At 71.8% G+C, this 20,297-nt stretch carries 18 protein-coding genes and 1 pseudogene; 6 read left to right on the forward strand and 13 right to left on the reverse strand.

Annotation, left to right across the window (positions count from 1 at the left end; translation table 11 throughout):
• Positions 1-43: 43 nt before the first annotated feature.
• From AB0F52_RS25750 to AB0F52_RS25765, 4 genes are read right to left on the reverse strand one after another with little or no spacing between them, the layout of a single operon-like run.
• Complete coding sequence (locus tag AB0F52_RS25750; protein WP_360175975.1) at positions 44-1,762, reverse strand: aminotransferase class V-fold PLP-dependent enzyme; 1,719 nt, start codon at positions 1,760-1,762, stop codon at positions 44-46.
• Positions 1,759-2,526: an amino acid ABC transporter ATP-binding protein gene (locus tag AB0F52_RS25755; RefSeq protein ID WP_360175978.1), complete on the reverse strand. Its 768-nt coding sequence runs from the start codon at positions 2,524-2,526 to the stop codon at positions 1,759-1,761. Before AB0F52_RS25755 ends, AB0F52_RS25750 begins: the two co-directional genes overlap by 4 nt.
• Positions 2,519-3,397, reverse strand: coding sequence for an amino acid ABC transporter permease (locus AB0F52_RS25760; protein ID WP_360175981.1), 879 nt, complete (start codon positions 3,395-3,397; stop codon positions 2,519-2,521). The genes AB0F52_RS25755 and AB0F52_RS25760 overlap by 8 nt, the downstream gene beginning before the upstream one ends.
• Positions 3,384-4,331: an ABC transporter substrate-binding protein gene (locus AB0F52_RS25765; RefSeq protein WP_360175984.1), complete on the reverse strand. Its 948-nt coding sequence runs from the start codon at positions 4,329-4,331 to the stop codon at positions 3,384-3,386. The genes AB0F52_RS25760 and AB0F52_RS25765 overlap by 14 nt, the downstream gene beginning before the upstream one ends.
• A 97-nt stretch (positions 4,332-4,428) precedes the next feature.
• On the opposite strand from AB0F52_RS25765, the gene AB0F52_RS25770 reads away from it, so the two are divergent.
• Positions 4,429-5,412, forward strand: coding sequence for a Gfo/Idh/MocA family oxidoreductase (locus AB0F52_RS25770; protein WP_360175987.1), 984 nt, complete (start codon positions 4,429-4,431; stop codon positions 5,410-5,412).
• A 239-nt stretch (positions 5,413-5,651) separates the two neighbouring features.
• Here the strand turns inward: AB0F52_RS25770 and AB0F52_RS25775 are convergent, their stop codons facing one another.
• Both AB0F52_RS25775 and AB0F52_RS25780 read right to left on the reverse strand, forming a co-directional pair.
• Entirely contained in the window at positions 5,652-6,218 is a 567-nt protein-coding gene (locus AB0F52_RS25775) for a glycosyl hydrolase family 8 (RefSeq protein WP_360175990.1), read from the reverse strand.
• Positions 6,178-6,858, reverse strand: coding sequence for a glycosyl hydrolase family 8 (locus AB0F52_RS25780; RefSeq protein ID WP_360175993.1), 681 nt, complete (start codon positions 6,856-6,858; stop codon positions 6,178-6,180). Before AB0F52_RS25780 ends, AB0F52_RS25775 begins: the two co-directional genes overlap by 41 nt.
• A 156-nt stretch (positions 6,859-7,014) precedes the next feature.
• Between AB0F52_RS25780 and AB0F52_RS25785 the strand changes: the two genes are divergently transcribed.
• Together AB0F52_RS25785 and AB0F52_RS25790 are read left to right on the forward strand one after the other, a co-directional pair.
• On the forward strand, positions 7,015-7,416 hold the full coding sequence (locus tag AB0F52_RS25785; protein WP_360175996.1) for a PPOX class F420-dependent oxidoreductase: 402 nt from the start codon (positions 7,015-7,017) through the stop codon (positions 7,414-7,416).
• A 365-nt stretch (positions 7,417-7,781) separates the two neighbouring features.
• The gene (locus AB0F52_RS25790) at positions 7,782-7,988 is read left to right on the forward strand and encodes a hypothetical protein (RefSeq protein WP_360175999.1); all 207 of its coding nucleotides are present in this window, start codon (positions 7,782-7,784) and stop codon (positions 7,986-7,988) included.
• A 168-nt stretch (positions 7,989-8,156) separates the two neighbouring features.
• Here the strand turns inward: AB0F52_RS25790 and AB0F52_RS25795 are convergent, their stop codons facing one another.
• The 3 genes from AB0F52_RS25795 to AB0F52_RS25805 form a co-directional block, all read right to left on the reverse strand.
• Positions 8,157-8,699, reverse strand: coding sequence for a TetR/AcrR family transcriptional regulator (locus AB0F52_RS25795; protein WP_360176002.1), 543 nt, complete (start codon positions 8,697-8,699; stop codon positions 8,157-8,159).
• Positions 8,699-10,252 (reverse strand): long-chain fatty acid--CoA ligase, encoded by a 1,554-nt coding sequence (locus AB0F52_RS25800; RefSeq protein WP_360176005.1) that lies wholly within the window; start codon positions 10,250-10,252, stop codon positions 8,699-8,701. The genes AB0F52_RS25795 and AB0F52_RS25800 overlap by 1 nt, the downstream gene beginning before the upstream one ends.
• A 123-nt stretch (positions 10,253-10,375) precedes the next feature.
• Positions 10,376-10,738 (reverse strand): helix-turn-helix domain-containing protein, encoded by a 363-nt coding sequence (locus tag AB0F52_RS25805; RefSeq protein WP_360176008.1) that lies wholly within the window; start codon positions 10,736-10,738, stop codon positions 10,376-10,378.
• A gap of 93 nt (positions 10,739-10,831) precedes the next feature.
• Between AB0F52_RS25805 and AB0F52_RS25810 the strand changes: the two genes are divergently transcribed.
• Complete coding sequence (locus AB0F52_RS25810) at positions 10,832-11,218, forward strand: RidA family protein (RefSeq protein ID WP_103335598.1); 387 nt, start codon at positions 10,832-10,834, stop codon at positions 11,216-11,218.
• Positions 11,219-11,226: 8 nt separating this feature from the next.
• Here the strand turns inward: AB0F52_RS25810 and AB0F52_RS25815 are convergent.
• The 4 genes and pseudogenes from AB0F52_RS25815 to AB0F52_RS25830 form a co-directional block, all read right to left on the reverse strand.
• Positions 11,227-12,130 (reverse strand): annotated as a pseudogene (locus AB0F52_RS25815) (IS5 family transposase).
• Positions 12,131-12,259: 129 nt separating this feature from the next.
• Positions 12,260-13,462 (reverse strand): GTPase, encoded by a 1,203-nt coding sequence (locus AB0F52_RS25820; protein WP_360176011.1) that lies wholly within the window; start codon positions 13,460-13,462, stop codon positions 12,260-12,262.
• A complete protein-coding gene (locus AB0F52_RS25825) occupies positions 13,459-15,240 on the reverse strand; it encodes an isoniazid inducible protein IniA (RefSeq protein ID WP_360176014.1) in 1,782 nt (593 codons plus the stop codon). Before AB0F52_RS25825 ends, AB0F52_RS25820 begins: the two co-directional genes overlap by 4 nt.
• 101 nt (positions 15,241-15,341) lie before the next feature.
• Positions 15,342-16,358 (reverse strand): IniB N-terminal domain-containing protein, encoded by a 1,017-nt coding sequence (locus AB0F52_RS25830; protein ID WP_360176017.1) that lies wholly within the window; start codon positions 16,356-16,358, stop codon positions 15,342-15,344.
• 302 nt (positions 16,359-16,660) lie between these two features.
• Between AB0F52_RS25830 and AB0F52_RS25835 the strand changes: the two genes are divergently transcribed.
• Together AB0F52_RS25835 and AB0F52_RS25840 are read left to right on the forward strand one after the other, a co-directional pair.
• Positions 16,661-17,779 (forward strand): molecular chaperone DnaK, encoded by a 1,119-nt coding sequence (locus AB0F52_RS25835; protein WP_360176020.1) that lies wholly within the window; start codon positions 16,661-16,663, stop codon positions 17,777-17,779.
• Positions 17,776-20,151: a helix-turn-helix transcriptional regulator gene (locus tag AB0F52_RS25840; protein ID WP_360176023.1), complete on the forward strand. Its 2,376-nt coding sequence runs from the start codon at positions 17,776-17,778 to the stop codon at positions 20,149-20,151. Before AB0F52_RS25835 ends, AB0F52_RS25840 begins: the two co-directional genes overlap by 4 nt.
• Positions 20,152-20,297: the final 146 nt, after the last annotated feature.

A 20,297-nucleotide genomic window follows, 5' to 3' on the forward strand; every position in this document is an offset into this window, starting at 1 on the left:
GTCCGCCCGGAAAGCGCAGGTGGCAAGGTCCGATCGGGCAGCGTCAGGCCCGGATCTCGTTGAGGTAGTTGTAGATCGTGTACCGGGTGACGTCGAGGCGCCCGGCCAGGTGGTCGACCGCGTCCTTGATGAGGAAATAACCGGCTTCGTCGAGCTCCCGCACCACGGCCGCCTTGTGCCGCTTCTTCATGAGGTCCACCGGGATCCCCGCCTTGGTCACCGCCCGGTCCACGAGGAACCGCTGCAGGCTGTCGACGTCCGGTGGGAAAGTCTCCGGCTCGCCGTTGCCGCCGGGGGACGCGGCCTCCTCGACGCTGTTGACGCACAGGCAGCCGACCGCGACCCCGTCGGCGTCGCGCAGAAACAGCGTCGAGGAGCGGATCGGCCGGCCGTCCGGGCCGTGCGTGCGGTAGTTCGTCAGGTCCTGGGTGGTGCCGCGGCGGACCAGGCCGAGCAGCAGGTCGGTCATCGGGCCGCCGACGTTGCGGCCGGTGAGGTCGCCGGCGATGGCGATGATCGAATCCGGCAGCCGGCTCAGGTCGTGAAGCAGGACTTCGTTGCCCGGCCCGAGCATCGCCGCGAGCCCCGGAATGGCCGGCACCAGGGCGGTGAGCACCTCGTGCGTCGTCGCGCCCGGGGCCGGGACGACCATCGGTTCGCGAGGCCGCGTCAGGGTCTCCAGCGCTTCCCGGAGCAGGTCCGCGGCCGCCGCCGGGGTCGAGGCGTGCGGCGAGAGCCGGACGTGCTCGGGACGCACGGTCGCCGCGATCCCGGCGTTGGCCAGCGCGGCCCCGACCTGCTCGGCGGGGTGGCCGGGCAGGGTGAACGCGAGGATGCCCGCGCGCCGGTCCACGGCCGACACGACCTCGGCGCCGCAGGAGGCGAGCACCTCTTCGAACTCCCCCAGCCGCTCGGCGATCCGCGCCGCGATGGGGCCGACGCCGGCCTCTTCGACCAGCTCGAGGGCCTCGGCGAACGCGCCGGAGGTGATCGGGCTGAGGTTGGAGATCGACCACGACTGGGCGGTACCGTCCGGCGGGTGGATCTCGTCGTCGAACAGGCCCGGATCGCGCGCTCCGGTCCAGCCCGACAGCACCGGGTCCATCCGCTCCAGCGCGCGGTCGGACAACACCGCGAAGCCGGTCCCCCAGCCCGCGCGCAGCCACTTCTGGCCGCCGACGACCAGGACGTCGGCGACCTCCCACGGCGCCTCGATCACGCCGAAGCCCTGGATGCCGTCGACGACCAGGAGGCGGTCGCCGACGACGTCGCGCAGGCCGGCGAGGTCGGCGCGGAAGCCGGTGCGGAAGTCGACCGCGCTGACGCTGACCGTCGTGATCTCCGGCGTCAACGCCTCGGCGACGCGCTCGGGCGTCACGTACCCGCCGGTCAGGCGCCGCAGCGTCAGGCGGCCCGCCTGTTCGGCACGCGCCCACGGATACGTGTTGGCCGGGAACTCCGCGGCCGACACGAGCACCTCGCCGGTGCTGTGGAACGCGGCCTGGAACAGCCCGAGGCTGGTGTTCGGCAGCAGGACCGCGTGGTCGGTGTCCGAGCCGGACAGCCGCGCGGCGGCGGCCTTGGCCCGCACCTCCTGCCGCATCAGCTCGTCCACTGTGGACGGCCCGGCCGTGGTGGCCTGGTCGAGCAGGGCGGCCGTGGTGTCGAGCACCGCGTGCGACGGCGGGCCGAAGCGGGCGAAGTCGAGGTAGCCGGCGGGCTCGTCGAACTGGAGCAGGTACCGGGGCGAAATCCTCCTCACGCGAGGATCCTCGCCAGGAATTGCCGCGTGCGGTCGTGCTTCGGCGCGCTCAGGACCTCCGAAGGCGGCCCGGTCTCGACGACGGCGCCGTCGGCCAGGAACACCACCTCGTCGGCGGCCTCCGCGGCGAAGCTCATCTCGTGCGTCACGACGACCATCGTCATCCCCTCCCCCGCCAACGTACTCATCACCTCGAGGACCTCGCCGACCAGCTCCGGGTCCAGCGCCGACGTCGGCTCGTCGAACAGCATCAGCTTCGGTTTCATCGCCAGCGACCGGGCGATCGCGACGCGCTGCTGCTGCCCGCCGGACAGCTGCGCCGGGTACGCGTTCGCGCGGTGGGCGAGGCCGACTCGGTCGAGCAGCGCCAGCCCCTCCTTGCGGGCCTCGTCCGGTTTCACGCCCAGCACCCGGATCGGGCCCTCGACGACGTTCTCCAGTGCCGTCCGGTGCGCGAAGAGGTTGAACCGCTGGAACACCATACCGATGTCACGGCGCTGCCGGGCGACGTCGCGTTCGCGCAGTTCGTACAGCTTGCCGCCACGCTGGCGGAAGCCGATGGGCTCGCCGTCGACCCAGATCTGGCCGGCGTCGATGGTCTCGAGGTGGTTGATGCAGCGCAGGAACGTGCTCTTCCCGGCGCCGGACGGGCCCAGCAGGCAGACGACCTGTCCCTTGTGGACTTCCAGGTCGATGCCGCCGAGGACTTCGGTGTGGCCGTAGGACTTCCGGACCCCGACGGCGCGCAGCAGTGGCTCAGACACGGGCACTCCTCACCAGCGGCACGCCGCGCAACGCCTTGCCGGCCCGGGCGAGCGGCCCGCGATCGGCCTGCCCGAACGCGCGTTCCAGGTAGTGCTGGCCGACGCCGGCGACGGTCACCACGACCATGTACCAGACGGCCGCGGCCAGCAGCGTCTCCATCACCAGCAGGTTGTTGGACGAGATGTTGTTGGCCGCGTGGATCAGCTCGGTCACGCCGATCACCGACGCCATCGACGTGCCCTTGAGCATGTTGATGAAGTCGTTGCCGGTGGGCGGGATGATCACGCGCATGGCCTGCGGCAGCACGACCCGGCGCAGGGTCGCGGCCGGTGTCATACCGATCGACTTGGCCGCCTCGGTCTGTCCGCTGTCGACGCTGTTCAGCCCGGCGCGGACGATCTCGGCCATGTACGCGCTCTCGTTCAGCGCCAGGCCGAGGAACGCGGCGCTGAACGCGCTGATCAGCACGTTCGTCTGCTCGTGGACGAGGAACGGGATGTCGATGACCGGGAAGACCAGCGCCAGGTTGTACCAAAGGAGGATCTGCAGCAGCACGGGCAGGCCGCGGAAGATCCAGATGTACCCGGCGGCGAACCACCGGGCGACCGGGTTGGCGCTGCGGCGCAGCAGCGCGATGACGATGCCGAGCACGATCGCGACGGCCTGGGACAGCACGGCCAGCACGACGGTGTTGAGGAGGCCGGTCGCCATCACCTTGTAGAAGACGAAGTCCGGGACCTGGTTCCACGCGATCTGCGCGTTGCCCAGCGCGATGCCCAGCAGCACGAGCAGCGCGAGGATGATCGCGGCGGCGACCCACCGGCCCCAGTGGCGCAACCGGACGATCGGCAGCGGTTCAGGAGCCGCCATTGACCGCGGCCTCCTTGATCGCGCCCTGCTCGACGCCCCAGGCCTGCAGGATCTTGCCGTAGGTGCCGTCGGCGATCAGGGCCTGCAGCGCCTTCTGCACGGCGTCCCGCAGCGGCGTGTTCTGCTTGTTGACGCCGATGCCGTACGGCCCGCCTTCGATGGGCTCGCCCGGGACGACCTCGAAGAACTTGCCGTCGCCCGCGGTGCGCGAGATGTAGACGGCGCTCGGGAGGTCGTTGAGGATCGCGGCGACGCGGCCGGTGCGCAGCTGGTTCTGGTTCTGGTTGTCGCTGTCGGTCGCGGTGACGGTGACCGCGGGCTTGCCGGCCTGCGTGCACTTGGCGCTCTGCGCCTCGGCGAACTTCTGGTGGCTGGTGCCCTGCACGACCGCGACGTTCTTGCCGCAGAGGTTGTCCGGGCCGGTGATGCCGTCCGGGTTGCCCTTGCGGATCATGATCGTGATGCCCGAGGTGAAGTAGTCGACGAAGTCGATCTGGGCCTGGCGGGCCTTGGTGTCGTTCATGCCGGCCATGGTCAGGTCGATGCGGCCGGACTGGAGGCTGGTGATCAGCGAGCCGAACGCCATGTCCTGGTGGGTGACGGCGACGCCGAGCTTGGCGGCGATCGCCTTGGCGAGGTCGACCTCGTAGCCGATCGGGGTCTTGCCGTCGGCGGCGTAGAAGTTGTTGGGCGCGGACTGCAGGTTCGAGGCCAGGTGCAGGCCGGCCTGCTTGACGGTGTCCGGCAAACCCGCGTTGAGCTGGGCGTCCTTCTGCACGCCCTGGACGATCGCGGCGGTGTCCGGGATGCCGGACGCGGGCGCACCGGCGGCCTGCGACGTCCCGCCCGCACCGTCCGGACCGCCACCACAAGCCGTCACCAGCACGGCGACACTCGCGAGCAACACCGCCTGCACGGCACGAGAACGGGACATAGCGGACCTCCACTGTTCGACTGGCCGGAACGCTACAACTCGCTGTTGAAGAGGTCAACCACCTGTTGAAATCCGGTTCGGTGCTAACTTCGCGCCCATGAGCCTGCGGATCGGCATCCTGGGGGCGGCTCGCATCGCCCCGGCGGCCCTGATCAAGCCCGCGTCTTCGGTTTCACCGGTGTCGGTCACCGCGGTGGCAGCCCGGTCACGCGACCGCGCGCAAGCGTTTGCGACCAGGCACGGCATCCCCCGGATCTTCGCCGGGTACGACGAGTTGCTGGCGGATCCGGACATCGACGCCGTCTACAACCCGCTGCCGAACGGCCTCCACGGACGCTGGACACTCGCCGCCTTGGCGGCCGGGAAGCACGTCTTGTGCGAGAAGCCGTTCACCGCCAACGCGGCGGAAGCCCGGGAGATCGCTGAGGCGGCAGCCGCTTCGGACCGCGTCGTGATGGAGGCGTTCCACTACCGCTACCACCCGCTGGCACTGCGGGTGGAGGAGATCGTGGCGTCGGGCGAACTGGGCTCTCTGCAGCGCGTCGAGACGGCGTTGTGCTTCCCGCTGCCGAAGTTCTCGGACATCCGCTACGACTACGGCCTGGCCGGCGGGGCCACGATGGACGCGGGCTGCTACGCCGTCCACATGGCGCGCGTCTTCGGTGGCGAGACGCCGTCGGTGGTTTCGGCCTCGGCGAAGCTGCGGTCACCTCGGGTGGACCGGGCGATGACGGCGGAGCTGGCGTACCCGTCCGGGCACACCGGGCGGGTGGAGTGTTCGATGTGGTCGTCCTCAGTGCTGAAGATCAGCGCGAAGGTCGTGGGTTCGCGGGGGTCGCTGTCGGTGATCAACCCGCTGATGCCGCAGGCTTACCACCGCCTGACGGTCCGCATCGGTGAGTCGCGCCGCACGGAAAAGTTCCCGCGGAAGTCGACGTATGCATACCAGCTGGAGGCGTTCGCGGCGGCAGTCCTCGAAGACGCACCGGTGAAGACCTCGGCGGCCGACGCGGTCGAGACGATGACCGTGATCGACGAGATCTACCGGGCCGCCGGGCTGCCGGTCCGCGAACCGAGCTGAGCGCGGCCGACCGTACTCGAACTGAGCAGCCCCGATTTCCACGATAACGCAAGGGACCGACAGTTTCTGAGCCACTCCGCGCGGCTCAAGCACCACTCGGTGCCGGTCAAATCCGGCGAATCCGCGCACCGGGCTGGTCAGCTCGTCGACACTGCGCGGGTGACCGGTCATGCCGCCAGTCTCACCCACGAGCCGGTCGTCCCGCCCCCGAAACAACCGGGCGCGGGACGACCGGAGACCTACGCGGCCACGTAGTTGCCGCTCAGGATGAGCAGGACCTGGATCGTGATGCCCGTCCCGTAGTAGTCCGTCGAGTCCGGGGACCACGACGAGACCGCCGTCCACAGCTTGTCCAGCCAGGCCTGGCTGCCCGGGTCCGTCATCGCGGCCACCGCGAACGGCGCCGTGAAGCACGGGTGCCGGCCGTTTTCCGTCTTCGAACCCGACAGCGAATAGCCGCTCTGGATCTTCGCCGGGTCACCACCCGTGGCCGACTTGATCCACGTGTTCATCTTGCGGACCTGCGCCACCGCCGCGCTCCCGGACGCCGTGATCGCGTCCGCGCCGAGGCGCCACGGGTCGCGGCAGGCGTTCCAGCTGTACTTGCCGTCGTACGGTCCCTCGAGGAAGTTCGACGGCGCCGGCTTCGGCGTCGAGTTCGTGTTCACCACGAAGTCCGGCAGCAGCCCGGTGTTCGGCGCGTACGACGACTGCAGCTGGCTCACCGCCGTCTCCGAGCGAGTGCGGACCGAAGTCCAGAAGCTGTCACCGGTCGCCGTGGCGAACGCGCGCAGGTGGCCCGGCATCCAGTCCGACGAGCGGGAACTGTTCTTGTACTCCGCGTCGTTGCCCCAGTCGCCGAGCAGGGTGAACTTCGTGGCGCCGTTGACCTCGCTCTTCTTTGATCGCGTTGATAATCCGGACGGCTTCGGCCTTGTAGTCGACCGAGCCGCCGCTGCCCCATTTCTTGTCCGCGATCAACAGACCGTAGGCGATTTCGAGGTCGCCGTCGGTGGCGGAGTCGCTGCCGTTGACGCTCTTGCAGTTCGAATCCTGCTCGGCCGCGTGCAGGTCCTTGTTGTTGACCGACGGGTGCGCCTTCACGAACTTCAGGATCCCGTCGACGATCGAGCGCGCCTGCGGGTCCTTGTCCGCCATCATCGCCGAGATCGTCATGCCGTACCCCTCGCCCTCGGCGACGAAGGAGTGGTCGGCGTCCTTGGACAGCACGGCGTAGGTGCCGGTGCCGCACTTGGTCGTCAGGAAGTTCTTCTTCCAGAAGTCGTAGTACTTCTGGAGCGCGGCATCCTGCGTGGCCTGCGAGACGGACGGGCGCAGCGTTCCCGGCACGTACGGCGTGCCGGCCGCGGACGCAGCCGCCGGCACGCTCACCAGCCCGGCGGTGAGCGCGGCCGAAACCACCGCCGCCCGGATGACTCTCTTCATGGCTCCTCCGTAGGGACATCGTTGGCTGCGGCGAAGGCGATCGAAGCCTGACAGAAGCTTCAAGACCAGGTCAAGAGGGTTAGGAAACTTTCCTTACTATCACCGTGAGTGGGTCCCTCGGCGCCCCGCCCACCCGGACGGACTAGCGTGGACGTCATGAAGATCGACCTCGACGGCCGCGGGCCGGACTTCCGCGCGTTCTGGACCGAGCGCCACCTGGCCACGCTGACCACGGTCCGCCCGGACGGCACTCCGCACGTCGTCGCGGTCGGCGTGACCGTCGACTTCGACGCCGGCCTCGCCCGCGTGATCACCTTCGCCCCCTCGGTCAAGGCCCGGCTGGTGCGCGCCGCGGGCACGGACGGCATCCCGGTCGCGGTCTGCCAGCTCGACGGCCCGCGTTGGTCCACTTTGGAGGGACGAGCGGTGCTGCGCGACGACCCGGAATCGGTGCGGGACGCGGAAAACCGGTACGCCGCCCGCTACCGGCAACCCAAGCCGAACCCGCAGCGGGTCGTCATCGAGATCACCGTGACCCGGGTGCTCGGCAACGCCTAGTGCGTTGACCACGAAGGTCGACCGGGCAGGATCCGATGGGGACCCCCTTGGCCGGCTGACGGAAAGGCCGGCGAGCACAGCACTTGTGTTCGCCCGAACGGACATTCCCCCATTCAGTCGCTCGTGCGCGACTGGGATGATGAACCGTGCCACACGCACGACCACCCCGTCGGTCGACGGCCACGAGCCCGAGCCGGTCCACGGGAGCAAGCGTGAACACCCTCTGCACACCCTCCAGACCGCAGCGGGCAACGCGGCGGTCGCCCGGCTGGTCGCCTCGGTGCAGCGCGACGACATGGACGACCCGCACCGGGGCCCCGACGTCCAGCGCGTTCGGCCTGGGGCAGTTGCTCAAGAGCACTCGCGTGAAGTACCTGGGCGCCAAGGCCGACTCGACCGACCCGGCTGACCGGATCCGGGCGTTCCGCGCCTACGTGCGCGACGTCTACAAGACCGCCGAGCGCGCCAAGCAGTTCTGGATGGCGACCAAGGCCAGGGACCCGAGCCTGGCCCCGAAGGACCTGCGTGTCCGCGCCGGGGCCTGGATCAAGAAAAAGTTCGTCGGCTACTGACCCCTGCCGCTCACACAAGGCGAAGAGACCTGGGAAATCATCGCAGGCTCGGCAAACCACCTTCCGGCCCGAACCAGCCGACGCGCAGCTGCGCTGTGGCCGCACCATGCCGGGGGCGGCTCCAACCACCTTCGCGGCAGAGCCGTCGAAGCCCGGTCCCGGCAACGCCTAACCCGCGCGGGAGTACACCAGCCGCGTGTACTCCGCGAGCAGCTCGGTCAGCTCGCCGTGCTCCCCCGCCGACGCCAGCTGCTGGTGCCCCACCAGCAGCGCCATCCCGAGCGACGTCAGCGTGCGGGCCAGTCTCCGGTCGCCGACGATGCCCTCGACCGCCTTGCCGACCGTGCGCAGCCGGGCGTCGTCGACGCGCTTCTGCGCCGCGCGCACGGTTTCGTCGTTCTTCGCCCACGCGCGGATCGCGGCTTCCGCCTCGTGGGGCAGCCCGAGGGTGAGGTCCATCAGCGCGGCGAAGTCGGCCGCCGGGCCGCCGGTGCCGAAGCCGCCCTCGCGCAGGATGCGCACCTGGCGGTTCTCCCAGTGCTCCAGCAGCTGCGCCACGAACCCCGGCCAGCCGCCGAAGTGGTGGTAGAACGACCCGCTCGTGACGCCGAGGCCGCGGCACAGCACGCCGACGTTCAGCTCGGCGAACCCGTGCTCCGCCAGCACCTCCAGCGCGGCCTCGAAGTACCCGCGGCGCGTGACCGGCGGCATCACACGTTCCGGTCCCGGTCCCGCCAGTAGGGCTCGCGCAGCGAACGCTTGAGGATCTTGCCGGTGGCGTTGCGCGGCAACGCCTCCACGACGTCGACGCTGCGCGGGCACTTGTAGTGGGCCAGCCGCTCGCGGCAGAACTCCACGATCTTCTCGGCGTCGAGCTGGTCGCCGGCGACGACGGCCTTGACCTGCTCGCCCCACTTCTCGTCCGGCACGCCGATCACGGCCACCTCGGCGACGCCGGGGAATTCCGCCACGACGCGCTCCACTTCGGGCGAGTAGACGTTCTCGCCGCCGGTGATGATCATGTCCTTGACGCGGTCCTCGAGGAACAGGAACCCGCCGTCGTCGAGGCGCCCGACGTCGCCGGTGCGGACCCAGCCGTCCACAATGGTCTCGGCGGTGGCCTCGGGCTTGCCGAGGTAGCCCGCCATCCGCTGCTCGGTGCGCACCCACACCTCGCCGACATCGGCGTCCTCCGCCGTGACCGGGTCGACGATCCGGATGTCCACTCCGGACAGTGCGGTGCCCGCCGAGGCCAGCCGCTCCGGACGGGTGGCGTCCCGGTGCGCGTCCGGGTCCAGGGCGGTGACCGCGCCGGACAGCTCGGTCATGCCGTAGACCTGGGCGAACTTGACGTCCGGCCAGGCGGCGAGCACCGTGCGCAGCAGCGGGAGCGGCATCGGCGAAGCGCCGTAGCAGAGGTACTTCAGCCGGGAGAACGCCTGGAGCGCGGCCTCGCCGGCCTGCGCGATCCCGGCCACGACGGCGGGCACCAGGAAGGCGTGCGTGATCCCGGCCCGCAGCGCGGCGAACAGCGATGCCGCGTCCGGCTCGCGCGTCAGGTAGGACGGCTCGCCGTAGAGGAACCCCGAAACCGCGTAACAGCTGCCGCCGACGTGGAACAGCGGCATCGCGACCAGGTTGACCTCACCCGGGCCGATCGGGAACGCGGTCCCGGCGGCGAGGCCGTGCGCGAGGACGCTGCGGTGGGTCAGCACCGCGCCCTTCGGGAAGCCGGTGGTGCCACTGGTGTACATGACCAGCACGCCGTCGTCGGTGTCGACGGGGCCGGCACCGGGCCCGGCGTGCGGCTCGGCGGAGGTCAGGAAGGCCTCGTACTCGTCGGCGTCCCCGCCTACGACGATCACGCGCTCCAGGGCGGGCAGCCGGTCGCGGATCGCCTCGAGCGCGGGCCGCAGTTCGGCGCCGACGAAGACCACCTTCGCACCCGCGTCCTTGAGCACGTAGGCCAGTTCGTCGCCGGAAAGCCGCCAGTTGACGACGGCATTGGCGGCCCCGAGCCCGGCCGCGGCGAAGGTGGTCTCCAGGCAGGCGGGGTGGTTCTTGTCGACGAACGCCACCCGGTCGCCGTGCGCGATCCCGGCCGCGGCGAGGGCCCCGGACAGCCGCCGGACCCGCTCGTCGAACTCCGCCCAGGTCCACGACCGGTCCGCGAAGATCAACGCGGTGTCCCCCGGACGTTCCCGCGCCCAGTGCGCCAGGAGCTCGCCGAACAACCGGACCCGCGGGCGGACGTCTTCGGACATGGGAGTCCCCTTCGGGCCGGCACTGGACCATAGACCGCTCTATGGTGCGCCGCGGCCCGGCGGCCGTCAACACCGGACAACCGGTCGCGAACCGGCCCGCCGGTCGGTGTTTTCGTGACGCCGTCAGCCGTCGAAGCTGCGCCGGGCGGATTCGATGTCCTCGATGAACCGCTGGGTCCAGCCGCACATGCTGTCGACCGTCGCGCGCAGGCCCTGGCCGGGCTCGGTCAGGGTGTACTCGACGCGCGGCGGGACGGTGGGGTACACCTCGCGCACGATCAGCCCGTTGCGCTCCAGCATGCGCAGGTTCTGCGTCAGCATCTTGTGGCTGATGCCCTCGACCTCGTTGCGCAGCTCACTGAACCGCAGCGTGCGCTCACCGAGGGTCTCGATGATCAGGAACGCCCACTTGTTGGCGACGTCCGAGAAGATCTCGCGCGCCAGGGAATCCGCGCGGGAAAGGTCCGTGTCCTGCTTGGTCACCATCTGGTTCCCCCGTCACCGAAAAGTGCCTTCTTCCGCATCCTTGCACACTCTCCTATGGTTCCTGAGTAACCACAAGAGAGCACGGAGGAAAAGATGACCGTCACCATGGTGAATCCCCCCGAACTGCCCGAGATCGACGTCTACCACCAGGTCGCCGTCGCCGAGGGGACGAAGCTCGTCTTCGTCGCCGGGCAGGTCGCCTGGGAGACCGGCCCCGACCTCGCCGACCAGGTCGAGCAGGCCTACGTCAACGTCGCCGCCGCGCTGGCCGCGGCCGGCGGATCGTTCGACGACGTGGCGAAACTGACCGTCTACGCCGTCGACTGGAAGCCCGAGAAGATGCCCGCCCTGCTCGACGGCATCGCCCGCGGCAGCGCCAAGATCGGGACCACGGCCAAGCCGCCCGCCACCCTCATCGGCGTCGCGGCCCTGGACGTCCCGGAGCACCTGGTCGAGGTCGAGGTGACCGCCGTCCTCTAGAGCCTGTTTCAATGCCGTAGCCACTCGTTGATCGCCGCGATGTGCACGGTTGCCTCGTAGCGAACCGCGAGTTTGTCGAAGCGCGTGGCGACGCCTCGGTTGCGTTTGAGCCGGTTGATGCCGCACACCACCGCGTGCCGTTGCTTGTAGATCTCTGGGTCGAATGCCGGTGGCCGGCCACCGGCCCGGCCGCGGTTGCGGCGATGCCAGACCTGATCAGAGGGCTGGGGAATCGTGCACGCGATCCCACGCCGCCGCAGATAAGCCCGGTTGGCGCGGGAACTGTAGGCCTTGTCCGCCAGGACACGGTCCGGCCGGGTCCGGGCTCGCCCACCACCAATCCGGGCGACCCAGGCCCTGGCCAGCACCGCCTCGAACTGCGGCGAATCACCAGGTTGACCGGCGGTCACCAGCATCGACAGTGGTTTCTGGCCTTGCTCGGTGGCCAAATGCAGCTTGGTCGTCCAGCCGCCCCGCGACCGGCCCAGCGCGTGGTCGGCCGGTTCGGGCTCGCCGGTACCGCCAGGCGGTTCTTTCTGCAGGTCGCCCTCGATGCGGGCGCCTGCGGCGTGCTGGTGCGCCCGGTTGATCGTGGAATCCACGCTCACCTCCCAGGTGATCAGCCCGGCGGCGTCGGCCCGGGTCTGCAACGCCGCCAGGATCAGCGCCCACACACCGGCGCGCTGCCAGCGCCGGAACAAGCCATAGACGGTTTGCCGCAGCCATACACGGGTGCGACGTCACGCCACGGCGAACCGACACGAACCCGCCAGCGGATGCCGTCCAGGAGCTGGCGTTTACTCCACAGTGGCGGGCGGCGCCGGGCTTCTTGCCGACGGGCAGCAGCGGTTCCAGGATCGCCCACTGCGCGTCGGTCAGATCGGCTCGCCCCGTCGCCGCTAGGCTCGGCACGAGGTCTCCGGTGTTCTTGATCAGCTTGGTCGTTGATCGGTCTACCGGAGACCTCGTCTATCTCCTCCAAGACACGCCGCACCCACAACACCGACCAGAAGCTCGCTGGTCAGCACATCGAAACAGGCTCTAGGCGAACAGCGCGAGCAGCCCCTCGGCGGAGCGCACCACCACGTGCGCCGCGGTCCGCTCGGCATGCGGGCGGTCCGGACGTTCGGCCTCGTGCCGCCAGCGCCGCAGCGCATCCAGCCCGGCGTCGTAGATCTCGTTCGGATCGGCGTCCGGCTCCAGCCCGAGGCGGTCCGCGGGGGCCGTGCCCTGGGCGCCCAGCAACCGGACCGCTTCCTCCGCGGGTTCCCCGGACAGCGCCGTCCGGCCGCCGCGGATGTCGGCGATCAGGCGCAGCTCGCGGAAGTCGTGCGCGGCCGCGGCGAAGCGCTCCACCCGGGACACCAGGCGATCCCCGCCCGGACGGGGCTGCGCCGCCAGCAGCGCCTCCAGCCGGATGATCGCCGTCCGCGCCCGCAGTGCCTCGGCCCGCGCCACGAAACACCCGGCCAGGGTGTCCCGCAGCTCGCCCAACCCACTGCGGCGCACCAGTTCCGCCGAGAGCTTGACGCGGTCGTCGCAGCCGGTGCGGATCAGCGTGAGCGCCAGCCGGACGCCGAACATCCCGAACCGCACCACCAGGGACCGCCGCGTCTCGACCGGGATCGGGCCGGGGAACGCCGGATCGGTGAACGAATCCACCGACAGCACGTGCCGTTCCAGCTCTTCGCGCGGCACCGCGGCGAAGGCCGCCAGCAGGTCGAACTCGTCGTCGCGCAATGACCGGCCGCCGTAGGCGAGCTGCCCGGCGACGGCGATCACGCCCAGGAACCCCGTGCACAGCGGGTCTTCCCGCCACGCGCGGCGCGCCAGCTGCTTCGCGGTGAGCAGCGCGTCGATCCGGCCCGCGCCGACCTCGTCGGCCCGCGACAGCACCAGCACCGAGTTCACCGCGCTCTGCCGGGCGAACACCGAGCCACCCGGCGCGTGCGCCGCCGCGAGCTCGTCCGGTTCGAGGTGGCGGACCAGCCGGACCGTCGCGTCCGGGACGTCGTCGGCCGGGCCGGGGTCGTCCAGCAGCACGAGGTCGCGCAGCGCGCGCGTCGGCCACTCGCCCAGCGCGGCGGCGAGCGTCGTCTTCCCCGACGAAGGCGCCCCGGTGAACGCGACGCGCAGCGGCTGCTCCAGCCGGTTGAGACAGTCGTGCAGCAGCGCCGAAGCCCGCGGGTCGTCCCGGTAGAGCCCGGCCGCGGCGTGCAGCAGGTCGCGGACGTCCTGGGTCACGCCGAAAGCTCCCGCCGCTGCTGCCGTCCGGCGATCGTGCCGAGTTCGCCCGCGCGCTGGTGCAGCGCGGCGAGCCGGTCGATTTCCCGGCGGATGTGGCCGGTCCGCCGCTCGCGCTCGGCGGTGCCGGCCAGGATCGTCTCCCGCTCGTGCGTCAGCTCGTCGGCGAGTTCTTCGGCCAGGCCGGTGAAGTGGTCGCGCAGCCGCCGCTGGACGACGCGGATGGCGTCCCGGCATTCCTTGCTGAACCGCAGGAAGACGTCGTCGACGTGCCGCTGCGCCGCCTGCTTGGCCACGGCTTGCCGCCGCTGCAGCCGCATCCCGCCTTCGTCCTTGATCGTCTTGGCGGCGAACGCCGCGCCGGCCCCGATCGAGACCGGGTTGATCAGCGGCAGCCCGGCGAGGCTGGTGACCAGGCCGAACATCAGCACCCCGCCGTACGACCCGCGCAGGCCGGTGAAGGCCTGCTGGCCGATCTTGAACTTCTCGATCTTCGGCCGCCCGACGTCGTCGAGGTACTCCACGCCGGAGCCGTCGAGCCGCAGGTCCGGCAGCGCGCGGTCGTACTGGGCGCCGAAGCACGCCGCGACCGCCTGGGCGATCCACTCCGCCCGGTCGGCCAGCCACGTGTAGTTGACGTCGACGGCTTCGGCCAGCGCGTTGTCCAGCCAGGGCGCGAATTCGTCCCACACCTTCGCCGGATCGCCCTCGTCGAAGGTCCGGTCGATGGTGGTGACGATCTTGCGGGTCCGCTCGCGCAGGTCGTACTCGGCGTCGGAGAGCAGGTCGGTGATTTCGTCGGAGAGCAGGTTCTGCCACCGGGTGTTCTGCCGGCGCAGGTCGTCGGCGCGGCGCTGGGCCCGCTGCAGCAGCGCGGCCTGGCCGAGCCCGGCGTCCTGCCCCACGGCGTCGATGCGGTCGCGCAGCGACTCCACCAGTTCGGCGGCGGCGGCGCGGACACCGACGGCAGCCAGCAGCGCGCGGGACTGCTCGTGCGGGCGCGCGGCCTGCTCGGCGATCCAGGCCAGCAGCTCCGGGAAACCCGAGCGGGCGTTGAGTTCCGCGTCGCCGGCCTTCGCGGCCGCTTGGCGCACGACGGCCGAAACGGGCAGGACGAGCGCGTCGACCCCGGCCTCGCCGAGCATGGCGCGGTCGCGTTCGGCGACCGCCCGCCACCCGGGGCACGCGTCGATCTTCGTCAGCGCCAGCACGACGTGCGGGCACCAGGTGCGCACGTGCCGCGCGAGCGCGAGTTCGGCGGCGCTCAGCGGGGCGGTCGCGTCGGAAACGAGGATCACCGCGTCGGCTTCGGCGAGGAAGTCCAGCGCCGCGGCCGTGCGCGGTGACCGCGGGTCGCCGACCGGCGGGGTGTCGACCAGCACGAGACCGGCCGAGAGGAGTTCGCGCGGCACGCCGACCTCGACGCGGCTGAGCGTGCCGGCGGGCCGGGCGCCGAGCTCGCCGGTGAGCCGTTCGACCGCGACGGGGATCCGTTCGCGGGACCGGCCGACCAGGGTCGCGGCGGGTTCGGGGGCGTAGGCGATTTCCGTGGGGACGGCGGGGGTCGCGGCGTCGCCGACCGCGCACACCGGCGCGTTCAGCACGGCGTTGAGCAGGTAACCCTTGCCCTGTTTGGGAAAGCCGAGCACGCCGAGCCGGGTCTGCCCGGTGGGGGCGTCCCGGCGTCTGCGCAGGCGCTCGGCGAGATCGGCGCGGCCGTGCGTGCGGCACGCGTCCAGCGTCTCGTTGAGCACTTCGAGCCAAGCCGGTGCGGTCACGATGGTCGAGTGTCCCCGGTTCACTCCCCGTACGCACACCGGGTGCCCGTCCCGCGGCTGCACCCAGACCGCGGGACGGGCACCGGTGACCGGTTCGGGGATCAGTGCCCGAGGTGGATGTCGTTGCCGGAGGCGATGTCGCCCAGGTGCAGGTTGCCCAGGGCGTTGTGGCTGACGTCGGCGACGTCGGACACCACGTCGTGGACGGCCGTGCCGTTGCCGCTGGCGAGCTCGCCGACCTGGCCGACGACGTTGTGGTCGACGTTGATGCCGGTGGCCGAGGTGACGGTGTTGGTGACGTCACCGAGGCCGTGGACGGCACCGGTGACCTGGCCGGTGACGTGCTTGACGTCGAGGTCGCCGGCGCCCTTGAGGATGCCGGAGAAGTCGCCGACGTTGCCCACGACCGAGTTGACGGTGTGGGTCAGGTCACCGCTGACGTCGCCGACGTGCGAGACGGCCTCGTTGACCGGGGTCGACGCGGTGCCGAGCACCTCGCTGCCGATCGTGTGGACGGTGCCCACGCCACCGACGACCGGCTGCTCGGCCAGCGTGGCCAGCGGCGCGACGGTGTTGGCGTCGGTCAGGTGCGCCGGGAGGGCGGTCAGGTTGGCCAGCGCCTGCGAGTCCAGGCCGTCGGCCAGGTCGCCACCGACGATGACGCTGGTCACGTTGCCGGCCAGCGCGGTCACGTTGGCGGCGTTGGTGATGTCGTTCACGCCCGGGAGCGAGCCGACACCCGGGACGACGGGCAGCTCGCCCACGACCGGGAGCTCCCCGACACCGAGGTCGCCCACGACCGGCAGGGCCGGGGTGGCCGGCAGGCCGAGGCCCGCGGTGAGGGCGGTGAGCTGGTCGATCGCGCCCTGGATACCGGTGGCGTCGGTGCCGACCGGCGACAGGCCGCCGACGACGGGGAGGCCGCCCACGGCCGGGAGGCTGTCGACCGGCACGTAGTCGAGCACCAGCGGGATGACCTCGTGCACGTCGGCGGCGCTCACGTCGCCGAGACCGGCGGCGGCGAGGACGCCCTGCGGGTCCGTCCCGAAGGCCGCCAGCGCGGTCGGGTCGTTGAGCAGGTTCAGGGCGAAATCGTGCAGGGTCTGCACGGAGTCCATGGGTTTCTCCAGATCCGGTGGTTCGGGGGACGGCACGGGCCGCAGGGACCGGTGCTCCGTCATCAAGGTAGGGAGACCGTCCCCCAGCGCACATCGGGGATCACTCCGAGTCGCGGCTCGGTCAGCCGATAGGGGATCGATATGTCATCGTTAGGGAGTTAGGGGGTCATCCGAGACGCGCTCAGTTGGGTTAAATCCCTCCAGACCCTTGCCTGACTAACCCGTTTGGGTGAGGATGCCCCGGACCCTAGGGGGATTGCCTGCCCCCGATCGGCCGCCGCGAGGTGAGGAGGAAAGCGCCGTTGCCCTACGTCCTCGGCATCGATGTGGCCCAGGGCCGGACCCACGCCGCGACCTGCCACCGGCAGGGCCCCGGGTGGGGGGAGCCCGAACCCCTGTGGCTGGGGACGAGGTTCCCCGCCGCGGCGTCCGCGCTGTTCCTCGACGACGAGGGCTACCTGCTCACCGGCGACGCCGCCGCCGAGGCGGGCGCCCAGGTCCCGTCCCGGCTGCTCACCGGCTTCCACCGGCGGATCGGCGACGACGTGCCGATGCTCGTCGAAGGCGAGCCGTTCCCGCCCGAGACGCTCACGACCGTGCTCGTCGAAGGGATCGCCGAGCACGCCGCGAACCTGTACGGCGGCCCCGCGCAGCACCTGGTGCTGACCCACCCCGGCGACTGGGGCGGCTACCGCCGTGACGTGCTGCGCCGAGCCTTGGCCGACGCCGGGTTCACCGCGGTGACGCTGGTCCCCGGCTCGATCGCCGCGCTCGGCGCGCACCTGCCCCTCCCCGGTCCCGGCGCCCAGGTGGCCGGGGTCTGCGAATACAGCACCGACGGCGTGAACGTGACGCTGGCGACGGCGAGCGGCGCGACTGGCTGGCAGCTCGGCCAAGGTGCGGAAGGCGTGGCCCCGGCGGCCGCGTTGAGCACGCTGTTCGCGCTTGCCGGAGCGGCCTCGACCTCCCCCAAGGGATTGGCCGGCGTGGTGTTCTGCGGCGACGTCCCGCCGCACGCGCTGCCGGCCCGGCCGCCGTGCCCGGTGTTCGCGGGACCGGTTCCGCCGGCGACCGCCGCGCTCGGCGCGGCCGCCCTCGCGACGCTGCGCGCCGACCGCCGGGGGACCCCGCAGGAACCCCCCGCCGTCGAGACCACGTTGCTCCCCAAGGTGGACACGCTCGGTGAGCTCGGCGAGCGGCCGCCCCGGCCGCCGATCGAGATCACGCCGTTCGAACTGCCCGAGCGCACCGGCCCGATGAACCTGTTCCGCCGGCGGCGCCCGCTCGCCGCCGCGGTCCTGCTGCTCGCCGCGGCCGTTTCGGCCGTCGTGATCACCGTCACCGCCCGCGAAGCCACCGCCGGCCCCGCCGGTACTCCCACCCCCACCCACTGCGTCCCCTCCGGTGAAGGTCACTGTTGAACAATCTGCTCACGCAGGTCCCCCCGCCGCACACGGTTCCCGTGCACCCGGCGGCGCGGCAGCTGCTCGACCGCGTCACCGCCGAGCCGGCCGCCCCGCTGCGGCTCGCCGTCGTCGCCCCGGGCGGCTACGGCAAGAGCGTGCTGCTCGCCGCGCTCGACCGCCGCTACCGGGCGGCCGGCGTCGACGCCGTACTGGTCGACGACGCCGACCGGCTCGGCCACGACCAGCTCGAGGACCTGCTCGCCGGCGCGGACGGCCCGATCGTCGTGGCGCACCGGCCGGCCGCGGTGGCGTCCGGCTGGACGCTGCTGCAGCTCGGCCCGCTCGGTGTCGAAGACGTGGCACGGCTGATGTCCGCGGTGACGGGTTCGCCCGCCGACCCGTCGGCCGCGGCCGAGCTGCACGCCCGCAGCGGCGGGGTGCCGCGGCTGGCCGAACGCGCACTGCTCGGGCGGCTGGAGGAGTTCCGGCCCGAACTCGACGAGCTCGACGACGACGTGCTCCGCTACCTGATCGCGGCCGAAGCCGGCGCCGGGCGCAACCTCGACCTGTTGTGCGCCCTGCTCGACCGCCGTCCCGATCAGCTGCCCGCCATCGTCGAGGGCGCCCGCGCGACCGGCCTGCTCGCCCCGGACGACACGCTGCTGCCACTGGCCGCGGCCGCCGTCCGCGACTTCGGGCCGCCCGCGCGCCGGCTGACGACGGTGCAGCGGCTGGTCGAACTGCAGCTGGCGAACGGCCTCCCGGTGCTCGACCTGGCCTTGTCCCTGCTCGGTACGGGCAGTTCCGGTGCGTCCGCGGCGGCCGCGTTCGCCGCGGCGGCGGGCGAGGCACTGCCGTCCGACGCCCGGCTGGCGACGCAGCTGTTCGAAGCCGCCGCCGAAGCGGGCGACCGCTCTCCCGCCGTCACGGCGGGCTGGGCGCGCGCGGCCGCGTTGTCCGGCGACCTCGACACCGCACTGCGGCTCGGCGACGGGATGCTCGGCGCCGCCGACGCGGAAACCCGCGCGGCGGGCGCGGAGATCGCGGCGACCGTGCTGGCCCACCGCGGCGAACTGGCCCGCAGCGCCGAGCTGTACCACTGGGCGGGGCGCGCCGACGCGTTCTCGGCGACGGCCCTGGTCGGGACCGGGGACATCGAAGGGGCCCGGCGCCTGCTCGACTCCCCCGCCCCGGGCGTCGCGCCGACGCTGTTCGCCGGCGCGGCCACCCGGATGGCCCGCGGCATCGTGGATTCGGTGTCCGGCTGCGCGACGGAGACGTTGTCGACCCTGCTCGGCGCGGCCACGATGCTGGAGCCGGCCCTGGGCGGCATGCTGCTGCCGGACAGCCCGGCCGCGCTGGCCGCGCTCGTCGCCCTGCACACGGGCGAGCTGGCGCTGGCGGAGTCGGTGCTGAGCCGGGCGCTGGCCGGCGGGGCCGGCGGCGACCTCCTGGCCGTGCGGCACCGGTTGCTGCTGGGCTGGGTCGCGATGACGGCGGGCGACCTCGCGACGGCCGCGGAACACCGTGACGCCGTCGCGGGCCGGCCCCTGGAGGCGCGGGACGAGCTGTTCTTCGCGACGCTGGAGCTCGGCCTGGCCCGGCGCGCCAGTGACCTCGTCGGGCTGCAGCGGTCCTGGAACCGGGCGTACCAGGCATCGATGCGGCAGCAGACGGACCTGTTCACGTTGCTGCCGCTGGGCGAGCTGGCGATCGCCGCGGCCCGCACCGGCGCGTTCGCCAAGCTTTCCGGCCAGTTCGAACGCGCCCACGGCCTGCTGGCCCGGCTCGGCGAGCCTCCACTGTGGACGGTTTCCCTGGTCTGGCACGAGCTGCACGCGGCAATCACGCTGGAGGACGCGGACGCGGTCAAGGCCCACCTGGCGACGTTGACCACCCACGCCCACTGCGGCCGCCACCCCCGCGCCCTGGCCACGGCGGCCCAGGGCTGGCTGGCGGTCTTGGGCGGAACGTTCGCCCCGGACGCCATCACCGCGGCGGCGGCCGAGCTGCACGACCTGGGCCTCCGCTGGGACGCGGCCCGCCTGGCGGGCCAGGCGGCGATCCGCACGTCCGACCGCAAGGCGATGGTCCAGCTGTTGGAGGCGGCCCGCCAGTTCCAGGGAACGGCGGCCCGCCGCGAACCGGGGACCTCGTCGGAACCGGCGGCGGGGGCGGGCCTGGCGGCGCTGAGCGAGCGCGAGCTGGAGGTGGCCCGCTTGGTGGTGGAGGGGCTGACGTACAAGCAGGCGGGCAGCAAGCTGTTCATCTCGGGCAAGACGGTGGAGCACCACATGGCCCGCATCCGCGGGAAGCTGGGGGCGGCGGACCGGCGGGAGCTACTGGCGACGCTGCGGGAGCTGCTCTCCCGCCCGGACGCGACATAGCCGCGGTCGAGGGAGTCGGCGAGCCCGGCGACGACGACGGTGGTCAGCACCCACCCGGCGCCGGTCAGCACCCACCCGGACCTCGTCGGAACCGGCGGCGGGAGCGGGGGCGGACTTGGCGGCGCTGAGCGAGCGCGAGTCGTGGA

The organism is Amycolatopsis sp. NPDC024027, assembly GCF_040638975.1.
Taxonomy (GTDB): Bacteria; Actinomycetota; Actinomycetes; order Mycobacteriales; family Pseudonocardiaceae; genus Amycolatopsis.